The organism is Streptomyces sp. NPDC043853 (genome assembly GCF_056436025.1).
In genome coordinates, this window is the sequence record NZ_JBWKDJ010000001.1 from 1,180,817 (window position 1) to 1,195,088 (window position 14,272).

General features: G+C 72.2%; 11 protein-coding genes. 2 read left to right on the plus strand and 9 right to left on the minus strand.

What is annotated here, in order from left to right:
* Positions 1 to 91: 91 nt before the first annotated feature.
* Positions 92 to 697, minus strand: coding sequence for a YdbC family protein (locus tag AC067U_RS05000; RefSeq protein WP_478828188.1), 606 nt, complete (start codon positions 695 to 697; stop codon positions 92 to 94).
* Between the two features lie 33 nt (positions 698 to 730).
* On the minus strand, positions 731 to 1,555 hold the full coding sequence (locus tag AC067U_RS05005) for an arylamine N-acetyltransferase family protein (protein ID WP_478828189.1): 825 nt from the start codon (positions 1,553 to 1,555) through the stop codon (positions 731 to 733).
* Between the two features lie 242 nt (positions 1,556 to 1,797).
* Here AC067U_RS05005 and AC067U_RS05010 point away from each other — a divergent pair, with 242 nt between their 5' ends.
* Positions 1,798 to 2,184 (plus strand): VOC family protein, encoded by a 387-nt coding sequence (locus AC067U_RS05010; RefSeq protein WP_478828190.1) that lies wholly within the window; start codon positions 1,798 to 1,800, stop codon positions 2,182 to 2,184.
* 39 nt (positions 2,185 to 2,223) lie between these two features.
* Here AC067U_RS05010 and AC067U_RS05015 read toward each other — a convergent pair whose 3' ends face one another.
* The 3 genes from AC067U_RS05015 to nrdR form a co-directional block, all read right to left on the minus strand.
* Positions 2,224 to 2,907, minus strand: a complete 684-nt coding sequence (locus tag AC067U_RS05015) for a DUF6215 domain-containing protein (RefSeq protein ID WP_478828191.1) — start codon at positions 2,905 to 2,907, stop codon at positions 2,224 to 2,226.
* Positions 2,908 to 3,076: 169 nt separating this feature from the next.
* Complete coding sequence (locus tag AC067U_RS05020; RefSeq protein WP_478828192.1) at positions 3,077 to 5,959, minus strand: vitamin B12-dependent ribonucleotide reductase; 2,883 nt, start codon at positions 5,957 to 5,959, stop codon at positions 3,077 to 3,079.
* A 123-nt stretch (positions 5,960 to 6,082) separates the two neighbouring features.
* Entirely contained in the window at positions 6,083 to 6,586 is a 504-nt protein-coding gene (nrdR, locus tag AC067U_RS05025; RefSeq protein WP_478828193.1) for a transcriptional regulator NrdR, read from the minus strand.
* 521 nt (positions 6,587 to 7,107) lie between these two features.
* On the opposite strand from nrdR, the gene lexA reads away from it, so the two are divergent.
* Positions 7,108 to 7,902 carry a transcriptional repressor LexA gene (gene lexA, locus AC067U_RS05030; protein WP_478828194.1) on the plus strand — a complete coding sequence of 265 codons (795 nt, stop codon included), beginning with the start codon at positions 7,108 to 7,110 and terminating at the stop codon, positions 7,900 to 7,902.
* A 70-nt stretch (positions 7,903 to 7,972) separates the two neighbouring features.
* Here the strand turns inward: lexA and AC067U_RS05035 are convergent, their stop codons facing one another.
* The 4 genes from AC067U_RS05035 to AC067U_RS05050 are packed head-to-tail and all read right to left on the minus strand — an operon-like array spanning position 7,973 to position 14,021.
* Positions 7,973 to 9,967, minus strand: coding sequence for an ATP-dependent DNA helicase (locus AC067U_RS05035; protein ID WP_478828195.1), 1,995 nt, complete (start codon positions 9,965 to 9,967; stop codon positions 7,973 to 7,975).
* A gap of 39 nt (positions 9,968 to 10,006) precedes the next feature.
* Complete coding sequence (locus tag AC067U_RS05040; protein ID WP_478828293.1) at positions 10,007 to 10,765, minus strand: GNAT family N-acetyltransferase; 759 nt, start codon at positions 10,763 to 10,765, stop codon at positions 10,007 to 10,009.
* 5 nt (positions 10,766 to 10,770) lie between these two features.
* A complete protein-coding gene (locus AC067U_RS05045) occupies positions 10,771 to 12,675 on the minus strand; it encodes an IucA/IucC family protein (protein ID WP_478828196.1) in 1,905 nt (634 codons plus the stop codon).
* Positions 12,672 to 14,021 carry a diaminobutyrate--2-oxoglutarate transaminase family protein gene (locus AC067U_RS05050; RefSeq protein ID WP_478828294.1) on the minus strand — a complete coding sequence of 450 codons (1,350 nt, stop codon included), beginning with the start codon at positions 14,019 to 14,021 and terminating at the stop codon, positions 12,672 to 12,674. The genes AC067U_RS05045 and AC067U_RS05050 overlap by 4 nt, the downstream gene beginning before the upstream one ends.
* Between the last annotated feature and the right edge of the window lie 251 nt (positions 14,022 to 14,272).

A 14,272-nucleotide genomic window follows, 5' to 3' on the forward strand; every position in this document is an offset into this window, starting at 1 on the left:
GAGGACGAACGCAGCGCGCCGAGGGCCGGTAGGACCATCGGACGCACCGGGGCCACCGGACGCAGCGGCAGCCCGTCGGACGCGGGGCCGGTCAGACCGTCCAGGACGGCTCCAGATCGACCACGTCCCCGGTGAGCGCCTCGACGTCGGCTTCGGTCTGCGCGCGCAGCGACAGCCGTTCGACCCTTTCCTGCCGGTACTTGCCGTGCTCGGCCGCCGACTTCCACATGGACAGCACCAGGAACTCGCGCCCCGGCGCCTCCCCGAACAGGCCACGCACCATGCCCGGGGACCCTGCCATGGCCGGGTTCCACACCTTCTCCTGCATCAGCGCGAAGTGGTCCACCCGGCCCTCGCGGACCCGGGTGTGCGCGACCCGGATCACGTCGGCATCGGTGAAGCGCGGCTCGAAACCGGTCTTCACGTCGAAGCGGTGGTCGAAGAGCGCGCTGCGCAGACCGGTGTAGGTGCCGTTCTGCGCGGCCGCCAGCCGGTCGTACGAGCGGGCCATGAAGGAGTCGTAGAAGGCCCGGCTCTCCCAGAACGCGAAAACGTGCGCGACGCCCTGACTCCCCCGGCTCCAGCCACCGCCCTGCCCCCTGAATCCCGGCTCGCCGGGCAGCCCGGCCCATTTCCGCTGCCCGCGCTCGAACCCCCGTCGATCCGTCACCGTGCAGCGAATCCACTTGACCAGCACCGGGCCATCGTACGGGCCCCGGGCCTGCCTGGGTCAGTTCTCGGCGGGGTACCTCCGCAGGACTTCCACCCCGTCCCGATCGGAGAGCCGGATCCCGAACTCCCGGTCGAGCAGGGCGAACAGCTCCCCGGCCGGCACCGTGCGGCGCTCGGCCGGGCCCCGGCCACCGGCCGGCACGACGGTCAGCCGGTCGCCGATCAGCGCCGTCCGGGCCGACTCGGCGGCCCGCTGGACGATCAGCTCCCGGGTGAAGGCCGCCCGGGGGTGCGAGGAGCTGTAGTGGTTCATCAGGACGTAGTCCACCGGGTACATGCGCTGCGGGGAGAAGGCGTACAGGTCACGCCACTCCCCCTCGCGCAGGAAGGACAGGGCGAGGATGCCGTCCTCCTCCTCGCGGACCCGGTACGTCCACTCCCCCTGCCGGACCTCGGCGCCGGGACGGGCCAGCGGGACGGGCTCCAGCGGGCCCTGGTGGCCGAAGCCCACGTCGCACAGCCAGGGCTCGCCTTCGAGCGTGACCACGAGGAGGGCGTGGGTGACGGGCATCAGGGCGCCGCGGGTGCGGTTGCGGGCGGCGCGCCCGGTGACCTCGAAGCCGATCCGCTCCAGGGCCGCGGCGAGCAGCGAGTTCTGCTCGTAGCAGTAGCCGCCTCGGCCGCCGTGCACCAGCTTGTCCTGGAGGCTCTTGAGGTCCAGCTCGACCGGACGGCCGAGCAGCACGTCCAGACTCTCGAAGACGATCGACCGCGCGTGGGCCCGGTGCACCCCCCGCAAGGTCTCCAGGTCCGGGGCGAGTGGCCCCTCGTACCCGGTCCGCGCCAGGTACGCGTCCAGGTCCAGTTCGTCACCGCTCCACATGGCTCCCCCGTCTCCCCGCCGTACGTCCTGATCGTGCGGATCATGCCGATCACGAGATCGTGCAGATCGCGCTCGGACAATGATCGCCTACGGTCCCCGCACCGGCCCGGACGAGTGATCCTCGCCGCCCGCGTACGACATGGCCGCGTCGCTCGCCGCGGGCGGCGGCTCCCGGATGTGTCATGGCAGGGGCCTCCCCGCACCCCGCGCACAGGCCGACCCGCCAGAGAAGGGAACCACCCATGTTCGGGAACACCGAGGCGTTCAGCAGTTTCGCCGTGGACGACATCCAGGCGGCGAAGCAGTTCTACGGCGAGACCCTGGGGCTGCGCGTGACGGAGGAGTCGATGGGCGCCCTGCTGCTGCACCTCTCCGGCGACCGCCCCGTCTTCGTCTACCCGAAGGACGGGCACACCCCGGCGACGTTCACCGTCCTCAACTTCTCCGTCCCGGACATCGACGCGGCCGTCGACGAACTCACCGCCCGCGGAATCTCCCTCGAGCGCTACCCGGAGTTCGAGGCCGACGGGAAGGGCATCACCCGGGGCGGCCCCGAGGGCGGCCCGGCGGCCATCGCCTGGTTCACCGACCCGGCCGGCAACGTCCTGTCCGTCATGCAGGAGAACTGAGCGGGGAAGGAGCGGGGAAGGAGCGATGACGCCGCGGTGTCAGCCGTTCTGCCAGCCCGGGAGCGTCGGCAGCACCTTCTCCGCCACGGCGAGCAGCGTCGTGTCATCGGGCATCAGGCTGCCGCTCTGCCGCCAGATGACCACCTCGTAGAAGCCGCCGCCGTCCTTCGCGTCCCTGGCCACCGCCAGGGAACGGGCCATGGGACCGCGGCCCGAGGTGGCCTTGCCGCTTCCGCCGAGATTGAAGCCGATGGCGAGGGTCTGGCTGGAGTAGAAGACCGCGGGGCGCCCCAGGACCGTCTGCTTCTGTACCTCCGAGCCCAGGAGCGCGGCCGACTCGACCCGGAGGTCGTAGTCCACCCCGATCTCCACGTGGTGCTTCTCGGTCTCCACGGTCGCCTCCGGCGCTGCCCTCTTGGTGCCGCTGCCGAAGGTCTGCCAGTCGCCTCTGCCGCTCGCGGACCTCACCCGGTCCTCCGGGGTGCCGAGGAGCACCGGCAGGTCCGGCCGGTTCAGCGCCTCGCACAGCCGGGCCCCGGAGGCGTACTGCGCGGGCAGCACGTCCGTGGAGACGGAGCACCGGGCCGGCCCCTCGGCCTCCTTCCGATCGGCCGCCTGCATCGCCCAGGCTCCGGCCGAGAGGCCCCCGACCAGCACCACGGCCGCGATCACCTGCGCCGGCGCGCTCATGCCCTTGTCCGCCACTGCCACGTTCTCGGCCATGTGCCCCCCACCCTCATGTACGCGCCCCCTGCGCGCCGGTGAGCCTAACCCGTGATCATTACCCAGGGGTAGCCCCGTCTCACCTGCTGCTTTCCCAGGCGGGCAGGCCGAATGACGCCGAAGGGGACCGGCCGAGGCCGGTCCCCTTCGGGTCATCTATCGGTCAGGCTCAGCTGCAGCCGCTGGTCGAGCCGCAGCCCTCGCAGATGTAGCAGGAGCCGGCGCGCTGCATCTTCGTACCGCAGGAGAAGCAGAGCGGGGCGTCGGCCGAGACGCCGAGCTGCATTTCCACCAGTTCCGCGTTGGTGTGGGCCACCTTCTTCGGGGCCGGGACCTCCACCACCGGGACGGCCGGAACGGCGGCCAGCGGGGCGGACTGGGCCAGGGACTCGGTGTCGAGCTCCTCCTCGAGCGGCTCGTAGGAACCGGTCTCCAGGTGGCGCTGGCGCTCCTCGGCGGTGTGGATGCCGAGCGCCGAGCGGGTCTCGAACGGCAGGAAGTCCAGGGCCAGGCGGCGGAAGATGTAGTCGACGATCGACTGCGCCATCCGCACGTCCGGGTCGTCCGTCATGCCGGCCGGCTCGAAGCGCATGTTGGTGAACTTCGAGACGTAGGTCTCCAGCGGGACGCCGTACTGCAGGCCGACCGAGACGGCGATGGAGAAGGCGTCCATCATGCCCGCGAGGGTGGAGCCCTGCTTCGACATCTTCAGGAAGACCTCGCCCAGGCCGTCGTCCGGGTAGGAGTTGGCGGTCATGTAGCCCTCGGCGCCGCCGACCGTGAAGGAGGTGGTGATGCCCGGGCGGCCCTTGGGGAGGCGCTTGCGGACCGGGCGGTACTCGACGACCTTCTCCACCGCGGTGCGGATGGTGTCCTCCGCCTTGGCGGTGACCTCGGCCTTCTCGTCCTCCTTCTTCTTGGCGGAGAGCGGCTGGCCGACCTTGCAGTTGTCGCGGTAGATCGCGAGGGCCTTGACGCCGAGCTTCCAGGCCTCGAAGTAGATCTCCTCGACCTCCTCGACGGTCGCCGACTCCGGCATGTTCACCGTCTTGGAGATGGCGCCGGAGATCCACGGCTGGATCGCGGCCATCATGCGGACGTGGCCCATCGGGGAGATGGAGCGCTCGCCCATCGCGCAGTCGAAGACCTCGTAGTGCTCGGTCTTCAGGCCGGGGGCGTCGACCACGTTGCCGTGCTCGGCGATGTGGGCGACGATCGCCTCGATCTGCTCCTCCTGGTAGCCCAGGCGGCGCAGGGCCTGCGGGACGGTGCCGTTGACGATCTGCATCGAGCCGCCGCCGACGAGCTTCTTGAACTTGACCAGGGCCAGGTCCGGCTCGACACCGGTGGTGTCGCAGGACATCGCCAGACCGATGGTGCCGGTCGGGGCGAGGACGGAGGCCTGCGCGTTGCGGAAGCCGTTCTTCTCGCCCAGGCGGATGACGTCCTGCCAGGCCTCGGTGGCCGCGGCCCAGACGGGGGTGTCCAGGTCGTCGGTGCGCGGGGCGACGGCGTTGGCGTCGGCGTGCTGCTTCATGACGCGCTTGTGCGGCTCGGCGTTGCGGGCGTAGCCGTCGTATGGGCCGACGACGCCGGCCAGCTCGGCGGAGCGCTTGTACGCGGTGCCGGTCATCAGCGAGGTGATGGAGGCGGCGAGGGTGCGGCCGCCGTCGGAGTCGTACGCGTGGCCGGTGGCCATCAGCAGGGCGCCGAGGTTGGCGTAGCCGATGCCCAGCTGGCGGAAGGCGCGGGTGTTCTCGCCGATCTTCTGGGTCGGGAAGTCCGCGAAGCAGATGGAGATGTCCATCGCGGTGATGACGAGCTCGACGACCTTGGCGAAGCGCTCGACCTCGAAGGACTGGTTGCCCTTGCCGTCGTCCTTGAGGAACTTCATCAGGTTCAGCGAGGCGAGGTTGCAGGACGTGTTGTCCAGGTGCATGTACTCGCTGCACGGGTTGGACGCGGTGATGCGGCCGGACTCGGGGCAGGTGTGCCAGTTGTTGATCACACCGTCGTACTGGATGCCCGGGTCGGCACAGGCCCACGCGGCCTCGGCGAGCTTGCGGAACAGCGCCTTGGCGTCGACCTTCTCGATGACCTCACCGGTCATGCGGGCACGCAGGCCGAACTCGGTGCCGTTCTCCACGGCCGTCATGAACTCGTCGTTCACGCGCACCGAGTTGTTGGCGTTCTGGTACTGGACGGACGTGATGTCGTCGCCGCCCAGGTCCATGTCGAAGCCCGCGTCGCGCAGGGCGCGGATCTTCTCCTCCTCCTTCACCTTGGTGGCGATGAAGTCCTCGACGTCCGGGTGGTCCACGTCGAGCACGACCATCTTGGCCGCGCGGCGGGTGGCACCGCCCGACTTGATCGTTCCTGCCGACGCGTCGGCGCCGCGCATGAAGGAGACCGGGCCGGAGGCGTTGCCGCCGGAGGAGAGGAGCTCCTTGGAGGAGCGGATGCGGGAGAGGTTCAGGCCGGCACCGGAGCCGCCCTTGAAGATCATGCCCTCTTCCTTGTACCAGTCGAGGATCGACTCCATGGAGTCGTCGACGGACAGGATGAAGCAGGCGGAGACCTGCTGCGGCTGCGGCGTGCCGACGTTGAACCACACCGGGGAGTTGAAGCTGAAGATCTGGTGCAGCAGGGCGTAGGTGAGCTCGTGCTCGAAGATCTCCGCGTCGGCGGGCGTGGAGAAGTACCCGTACTCCTCGCCGGCCTTGGTGTAGGTCTTCACGATCCGGTCGATGAGCTGCTTCAGACCGGTCTCGCGCTGCGGGGTGCCGACCGCGCCGCGGAAGTACTTGCTGGTGACGATGTTGACCGCGTTCACCGACCAGAAGTCGGGGAACTCGACGCCGCGCTGCTCGAAGTTGACCGAGCCGTCGCGCCAGTTGGTCATGACGACGTCACGGCGTTCCCAGACGACCTCGTCGTACGGGTGCACGCCGGGGGTGGTGTGGATGCGCTCGATGCGCAGGCCGCCCTTGCCCGCCGACTTGGCACCCTTCGCGCGGGAACCGCGTGCCGGGCCGCTCGCCGTCTCTGTCATGCTGCCGCCTCCCATATGCGGGCAAAAACGCCCTGATGTGCCAGCAATATTCCGTGGCACGGTCTGACTTGATCTTCGTATGGCTCTGTGTGCGGACTGACGGGCCGCTGTGCGGCCGCCCGGTCAGTCGGCGGCGGAGGCGGGCGCGGGGACCGGACCGGCCCCGGCGGGCCTGCCGCCGGGAGGCCGCTGCCGGAGTTCGGCGATGGCGGCCTCGAAGTCTTCCAGCGTGTCGAACGCTCGGTATACGGACGCGAAGCGCAGGTACGCGACGAGGTCGAGCTCCTGCAGGGGGCCGAGGATGGCCAGGCCCACGTCGTGGGTGGTCAGCTCGGCGCTGCCGGTGGCGCGCACGCACTCCTCGACCCGCTGGCCGAGCTTTGCGAGGGCGTCCTCCGTGACGGGCCTCCCCTGGCACGCCTTGCGCACGCCGGAGATGACCTTGGTACGGCTGAAGGGTTCCGTGACTCCGCTTCGCTTGACCACCATCAGTGACGCGGTCTCCACCGTGGTGAATCGGCGGGAGCAGTCCGGACACTGACGGCGACGGCGGATCGACGTGCCGTCATCCGTGGTGCGGCTGTCGACGACGCGGCTGTCGGGGTGCCTGCAGAAGGGGCAATGCACGGTTCTCCCACCCTCCCTCATGGCACGACTGAATGGCCCAGGACGGCCTGATCCGACAGCGCGACGGCTGTCGTGGGGGCTCCTGAAGCAGCCACAAGCATATGCGATCCCGGGAGCCTCAGAGGCCACCGGGAGCACAACTGCTGGGTGACTTCGCCCATCCAACCACTAGATCTTGTGTTTCGCAGGACTGGGGGCCCTACCGCGTGTCGCGCCACGGAATGCCCGGTTTCGGGGCCCGGGGCTGCCAGACTGGGCGAGCCCGGACGGTGGCCGTCCGACCGGGAAGGGTACCGTAAGGGTGCGGTGCCGGACCGAACCCCCGTTCGGCATCCGGACCGCCGGCCACCCCGGACACCGGCACGACATGGGCGTCCGAAATCCGGCCCATACACCTCTTACGGTCGTCACGTAGAGCAATCTGCGATTTTTCACTCGAACGTGTGTTTGGCGCAACCTTTCGAAAGCAACTACCGTTGTCCAGCCAGGGGAGAACATTCCGTTCGAGAGGGGCCGCCGACGTGACCACCACCGCAGACAGTGCCACCATCACTGCCCAGAACCGCTCCCAGAGCCGAGTCGAGCCGGTGCATGCCATGACTGACGCAAGCCTGAATCCCGACGGGGAGGCCTCCGTACGCCCCGCGCGCTCGCTGCCCGGACGACCTCCCGGGATCCGCGCTGACAGCTCCGGACTCACCGACCGGCAGCGGAGGGTCATCGAGGTCATCCGTGACTCGGTGCAGCGCCGCGGCTACCCGCCGTCGATGCGGGAGATCGGCCAGGCGGTGGGCCTGTCCAGCACCTCGTCCGTGGCGCACCAGCTGATGGCCCTGGAACGGAAGGGCTTCCTGCGGCGCGACCCGCACCGCCCCAGGGCCTACGAGGTCCGCGGCTCGGACCAGCCCAGCTCGCAGCCCACGGACACCACCGGCAAGCCCGCCGCCTCGTACGTGCCGCTGGTCGGCCGGATCGCCGCCGGCGGCCCGATCCTCGCCGAAGAGTCCGTCGAGGACGTGTTCCCCCTCCCCCGGCAGCTGGTCGGCGACGGCGAGCTCTTCGTGCTGAAGGTCGTCGGCGACTCGATGATCGAGGCCGCCATCTGTGACGGCGACTGGGTCACGGTCCGCCGCCAGCCCGTCGCGGAGAACGGGGACATCGTGGCCGCCATGCTCGACGGCGAGGCCACGGTCAAGCGCTTCAAGCGCGAGGACGGCCACGTCTGGCTGCTCCCGCACAACTCCGCCTACCAGCCCATCCCCGGCGACGAGGCGACCATCCTCGGCAAGGTCGTCGCCGTCCTGCGACGGATCTGACACCCCGCCGCCCCTGGCGAACCCCGGGACCCACTGCGCCGGTCCCGGGGTTCTTGGCGTGCCCGCGTACCTACTTCCCCTCGGCCTGCGCGGCAGCGTCGATCGCCGCCAGGGAGCGGCGGACCTGGTTGCGGTCCGTGGTGTACCAGAAGTCCGGCAGCGAGGCCTTCAGGAAGCTGCCGTAGCGGGCCGTGGCCAGCCGCGGGTCCAGCACCGCCACCACGCCCCGGTCCCCGGAAGCCCGCACCAGCCGACCCGCGCCCTGCGCCATCAGCAGGGCCGCGTGCGTGGCGGCCACGGCCATGAAGCCGTTCCCTCCGTGCTCCTCGACCGACTTCTGCCGGGCGCTCATCAGCGGGTCGTCCGGACGCGGGAAGGGGATCCGGTCCATGATCACCAGCTGGCAGCTGGGACCGGGCACGTCCACTCCCTGCCACAACGACAGGGTGCCGAACAGGCAGGTCCGGGGGTCTGCCGCGAAGTTCTTGATCAGCTCGCCGAGGGTCTCCTCGCCCTGGAGGAGGATCGGCTGGTCGAGCCGGGTCCGCAGTTCCTCCGCGGCCGCCTTGGCGCCGCGCATGGAGGAGAACAGGCCCAGGGTGCGGCCGCCGGCCGCCTCGATGAGCTCGGCCAGCTCGTCCATCATGTCGCCGCGGGTGCCCTCGCGGCCGGGCGTGGCCAGGTGCTTGGCGACGTAGAGGATGCCCTGCTTCGGGTAGTCGAACGGCGAGCCGACGTCCAGGCCCTTCCAGGGCGGGACGTCCTCCCCTGCCACGCCCTCCGGGGACAGGCCCAGCGAGGCGGCGACCCCGTTGAAGTCCCCGCCCAGCTTGAGCGTGGCCGAGGTGAGCACCACCGAGCGGTCCTCGAACAGCTTCTCCCGCAGCAGCCCGGACACCGACAGCGGAGCCACCCTGAGCGTCGCTCCGCTGTGCCGATAAGCGGCTCCGCCGCGGGGCTCGTGCCGCTCGTACCAGACCACGTCGTACTCGGAGCCGAGGGTGATCCGCTCTGCCACCGCGTGGATGTTCTCCACGGATGCCAGCGCCTGCTTGCGGACGGCGTCCTCGTCGGCCAGCGACTTGTCGCGGGTCGCGCCGATCCGCGTGATCACCTCGCGGGCCGCGTCCCGCAGCGAGAGCAGCGCGTAGCCCAGGTCCTCCGGGACGGTCTCCAGCCGGCCCGGCAGGGCCAGCTCCATGATCCGCTCGAAGGACTCGGCGGCGGTCTGCAGGGAGTCCGCGGACTTCTCGTCGACCAGCTTGGCGGCGCGCTTCACCGCCCGGTTGACCTGCCCCGGGGTGAGCTCGCCGGTGGCCACGCCGGTCACCCGGGAGACCAGTTCGTGGGCCTCGTCCACGATCAGCACCTCGTGCTGCGGGAGCACCGGGGCGCCCTCGATGGCGTCGATGGCGAGCAGCGCGTGATTGGTGACCACGACGTCCGCGAGCTTGGCCCGCTCCCGGGCCGCCTCGGCGAAGCATTCGGCTCCGTACGGGCACTTGGTCGCGCCCAGGCACTCCCGGGAGGAGACCGAGACCTGGGACCAGGCCCGGTCGGAGACGCCCGGGGTGAGGTCGTCGCGGTCGCCGGTCTCCGTCTCGTCCGCCCAGTCGCGCAGCCGCAGCAGGTCCTGGCCGAGCTTGCTGCTGGGGGCGGCCGCCTCGAACTGGTCGAAGAGGCCCTCCTCCTCGTCCTGCGGGGCGCCCTCGTGCAGCCGGTGCAGGCACAGGTAGTTGGAGCGGCCCTTGAGCATGGCGAACTGCGGCCGGCGGCGCAGCTGCGGGTGCAGCGCCTCGACGGTGCGCGGCAGGTCCCGCTCGACCAGCTGGCGCTGGAGGGCCAGGGTGGCCGTGGCGACCACCACGCGCTCGCCGTGCGCGAGGGCCGGCACCAGGTAGCCGAGGGACTTTCCGGTGCCGGTGCCGGCCTGGATCAGCCGGTGCGCGTTCTCGTCGATCGCTTCGGCCACGGCTTCGGCCATGGCCACCTGGCCGGGGCGCTCCGTGCCGCCCACGGCGGTGACGGCGGCGTGCAGCAGGTCGGGGAGGGAGGGCTTCGTCATAGCACTGACAACCCTACGCGGCTCCACCGACACCGGTGGTCAGAGCAGCGTGCGCAGGGCGCGGTCACGGATCATCAGGGCGGCGCGCTTGTCGGGCAGGTCGATCTCTTCGGCCAGACGGAAACCGGCGTTGAGGAAAGCGGTCACCGAGGGCGTGTTGCGGAGGTCGGGTTCGGCGAGGACCCGGGTGCAGCGGGGACGGTGGTCGAGGATCAGGTCGGCGACGGCCCGCAGCAGGACGGTGCCCAGCCCGCGTCCCCGGTCGGCGGCCTCGCCGATCAGCACGTGGATCCCGGTGTCGTGGGGGTGGGCCGGGTAGTGCGCGGCGAGCGGGTCGAGATCGGCGCGGTAGATCTCCCAGTAGCTCATGGGGGTGCCGTCGAGCAGGCCCAGGCAGGGGATGCTGTGGCCGTCCCCGGCCAGCTGGGCGCCGAGATGGGCGTCGGTCAGCGCGCCGGGGCCGTTCAGCCCCCAGAAGGCGGCCACCTCGGGGTCGTTCATCCAGCGGGTGATCAGGGTCCGGTCACGGGCGGGGCGGACGGGTTCCAGCCGGAACAGGCCCGCGCGGGTGGTGGCGGGGCCCCAGCCGGCGGGGCTGTCGAGGAGGTCGGCCTCGGCGAGCCGGGGCAGCAGGCCGGGGTCGAGCCGCCGGGCCTGGGCCGGAACGGTGCCCGGCGGGACGGCCGTGCCCGGGGCGACGCCCCTGCCCGGGGCGACAGCCGTGTCCAGGGCGACGGAGGTGCCCGGCGTGGTGGCCGTGCCCGGTGCGGTGTCGGGCTGGATGTGGATCGAGGTCATGGCGGTCACCCGTGGAGGGGATTGGGGATGGTGACGTAGACGGACTGGGTGTCGACCGGCCCGACCAGCTCGTCGAGGCCGCCCACCCGGGTGAGCAGGTTGGCCTTGCACCGCAGGGTGGACGAGTCGAGCAGCAGGGCGGGGAGCGGGCCGAGGCCGGCGGCCTTGCCGAGGAAGCCGCGGAACGCGGCGAGCAGGACGCGCTCGTCGGCGAGTCCCTGCGAGCCCAGGGCGCCGACCAGGCCGAGCACGTTGTTGATGCCCAGGTAGTAGGCGAAGCGCTCGTCGGTGACGGCGTCGGAGACGAAGGTGTCGCTGGTGGTGCCGATGCCGGGCAGCCGGGCGTCGAGGGCCGCGCGGTGGGACTCGCGGAAGTAGTAGCCCTGGTTGTCGCGGTAGCGGCCGCCGACGGGCCAGCCCTCGGCGTCGAGCAGGACCAGGGTGTTCTGCTGGTGCGCCTCCAGGGCGATGCCGGCGAGCGCGTCGAGCCCGAGGACGGGCAGGACCACGTGGTCGAGGTAGCGGAGGAACCATTCGGCGGCGACGGCCGGGGTGGGGCGGCCGGTGCGCGCGGCGAGCCGGGAGACGGTCCCGGCCAGCCGGGAGCGCAGGGTGCTCCGACCGGGCCAGGGCCGCGGCGCGGTGAGTCCGGCGACGCAGAGGGCCTGCTCGCCGGAACGGAAGGGGCTGTGTCGGAGGACCGCGTCGAGCCCGGGGAGCGGGGTACCTGCTCCGGTGCCGTCGTGGAGGTCCACGCCGACCCAGGCGGGATCGCGGACGATGTCGAAGCCGGGGTGGGCGGCCTGCCACTGGTCGGCCAGGCCGGTCCGGAGCAGCCGGTGCACCTCGACCCCGCGGTGCAGTTCCTTGCGGAGGTTCTCCCGGCGGGAATTGGTGATCGGCAGGCCCAGGGAGAGCTTGAGCATCGCGGGGCTGCCGGGCCGGTGGACGGTGCGGACCGAGGACGTCGGGTACCAGGGGGCCCCGTACGCCCCGAGGTCGTGGAGCAGTCCGGCGTCCCGGAGGGCGGCGACGGCCGGGCGCCGGAGCACCTCGCGGGCCTGCCAGGGGTGCAGCGGGAGGGCGGTGGTGCCGGCGGGCAGGGGGAGCCCGGGGGCCAGCCGGGCCAGCAGGTGTCCGGCGGGAAGGGCGCGTCCGCCTTCGGTCCAGGCGGAGTCGGTGGCGAGCACGGAGGGGGCGATGGCCACCCAGTGGAGGGGGAAGGAGCCGTGGAGCTCCGGTGAGTAGCGGCGGGCCTCGCTCTCGGTGAGTCCCTCCCGGCTCTTGGGGGTCGGGTGGAGGGGGTGGCCCAGCACCAGGGACTGCTCGGCGTCGAGGAACGGGGCATGGGCGACGGGGGCGGGCGGCTCGGGGCGGGCGCGGCGCTCGGCGAGGAAGACGGCCGTACGGCGGACGGAGTCGGCGACCCGGCCGACCAGGTCCGCACCGGGCGGGACCGGGTCGGCGGGGGCGGGCGGGCCGGCGGGAGCGGCGGCCGGAACGCCGGTGCCGGCCTCGCGGACCAGGAGTGCCGCGGTGGTGACCGCGTCCAGGGCGGGGGCCGCGGCCGGGGCCCCGTCGATCCGCGCGGGGCCGAAGCGGTGCCATCCGGCCGCGGACCAGTGCCGTACGGGCACGCGAAGGACGAGCCCCGAGGCGGGCAGGGGGATCCGCAGCGGGGCGTCCGCCGCGGGCCGGGGCAGGGCCCGCTCGCGGACCCAGCAGCGGAGCAGGTTCTCCACCCCCGCCGCGTCGGCCGCGACGGCCGGGTCGGGGTGGTCCAGCGGATCAACCGGGGCGGACACCGCGGCGGGGGCGGCGGTGCGGGCCGGGAGGGAGCCGTCGTTCTGGCGCGGGAGACCCGCGTGCGGGGTGCCGGTGGAGCGGAACGGATCGGGAGTGGAGGTCACTGCGGGTTCCTTGGGATGAGTCGGCGGTGCCGGGCCCGTTCGGCGGCGGCCACGGCGTCGGCGAGCCGGTCCAGCACCGCAGTGGCCTGCTCGTCGGTCAGGGTGAGCGGGGGCAGCAGCCGTACGACCGCGCTGTGGCGGCCGCCGAGCTCCACGATCAGCCCCCGGGCCAGGCACTGCTCGCGGACGGCGGCGGCCAGCGCCGGGGCGGCGGCGTTCCCCGGGGTGTCCGGGTCGGTGAACTCGATGCCGATCATCAGGCCGCGACCGCGGACCTCGGCGACGCAGGGGTGGGCGGCGGCGAGGCCCCGCAGGGCGGCGAGCATGCGGTCGCCCAGGGCGGCGGCGCGTTCGGCGAGACGGTTCTGCCGGACGTAGGCGAGGGTGGCGGTGCCGGCCGCCATGGCGAGCTGGTTGCCGCGGAACGTTCCGGCATGCGCGCCGGGCTGCCAGACGTCCAGGTCGCCGTGGTAGACGACGACGGCCAGCGGCAGGCTGCCGCCGATGGCCTTGGACAGCACCATCACGTCCGGGACCACGCCGGCGTGGTCCACGCCCCAGAAGGCGCCGGTGCGGCCGACCCCGGTCTGCACCTCGTCGGCGATCAGCGGGATGCCGCGCGCCGCGGTGATCTCGCGCATCCGGCGCAGCCAGTCGTCGGGAGCGGGCAGCACCCCGCCCTCGCCCTGTACGGCTTCGAGGATCATCCCGGCCGGCTGGGGGATCCCGCTCTTGGGGTCGTCGAGCAGGCTCTCGGTCCAGTGGGCGGCCAGGGCCGCGCCCTCGGGGCCGCCCACGCCGAACGGACAGTGACGGTCCCGCGGGAAGGGCAGCCGGGTCACCCGGCCGTCGCGGGCTCCGCCGGAGGCGGCCAGGGCTCCGGCGGTCATGCCGTGGTAGGCGCCGGTGAAGGCGAGCAGCCCGGAGCGTCCGGTGGCGGCGCGGACCAGCGTGAGGGCCGCCTCGACGGCGTCGGTGCCCGCCGGGCCGCAGAACTGGATCCGGGCGTGCGCGGCCAGCGCCGGCGGCAGGTTGGCGAACAGCTCGGTGGTGAAGGCGTCCTTGACGGGGGTGGCCAGGTCCAGGACGTGCAGCGGGGCTCCGGAGTCGAGGACCGCCCGGACGGCTTCGAGCACCACCGGGTGGTTGTGCCCGAGGGCCAGGGTGCCCGCGCCGGAGAGGCAGTCCAGGTAGCGGCGCCCGTCGGCACCCTCGATGGTGAGCCCGCGGGCCCGTACCGGGACGATCGGCAGGGCCCGGGCGTAGGTCCGGGCCGCGGACTCGCGCAGGGACTGCCGGCGCAGGATGCCCTCGGGGGCGACGCCCGCCGGGCCGTGGGCCGCCACGACCTCGCCGGCCGCAGCCGTGCCCTGCACGGTCGCGCCCTCGGGTGCTCCTGCCCGATCGTCAACTGCCGCGGGAGGAACGGCGGTCCCGGCGTCCGCGGCTTCCCGCGGCGCGGCCCGTTCGGTCAAGGCGGCCACCTCTGTCGCACCTCCCGCGTGCACGGCTCGTCGAAGGATGGATCGTCGAACAGCAGCGCTGTCGCGCTTCCCCCGTACGTACCAACGACGGTGACTCCGGCAGATCACGGGTA

Bases quoted from the DNA above. Each gene is read 5' to 3' on its own strand.
- AC067U_RS05035 (WP_478828195.1), bottom strand. From the start codon at position 9,967: ATGACGAAGCCCTCCCTCCCCGACCTGCTGCACGCCGCCGTCACCGCC.
- AC067U_RS05040 (WP_478828293.1), bottom strand. From the start codon at position 10,765: ATGACCTCGATCCACATCCAGCCCGACACCGCACCGGGCACGGCCACC.
- AC067U_RS05010 (WP_478828190.1), top strand. From the start codon at position 1,798: ATGTTCGGGAACACCGAGGCGTTCAGCAGTTTCGCCGTGGACGACATC.
- AC067U_RS05020 (WP_478828192.1), bottom strand. From the start codon at position 5,959: ATGACAGAGACGGCGAGCGGCCCGGCACGCGGTTCCCGCGCGAAGGGT.
- AC067U_RS05015 (WP_478828191.1), bottom strand. From the start codon at position 2,907: ATGGCCGAGAACGTGGCAGTGGCGGACAAGGGCATGAGCGCGCCGGCG.
- AC067U_RS05005 (WP_478828189.1), bottom strand. From the start codon at position 1,555: ATGTGGAGCGGTGACGAACTGGACCTGGACGCGTACCTGGCGCGGACC.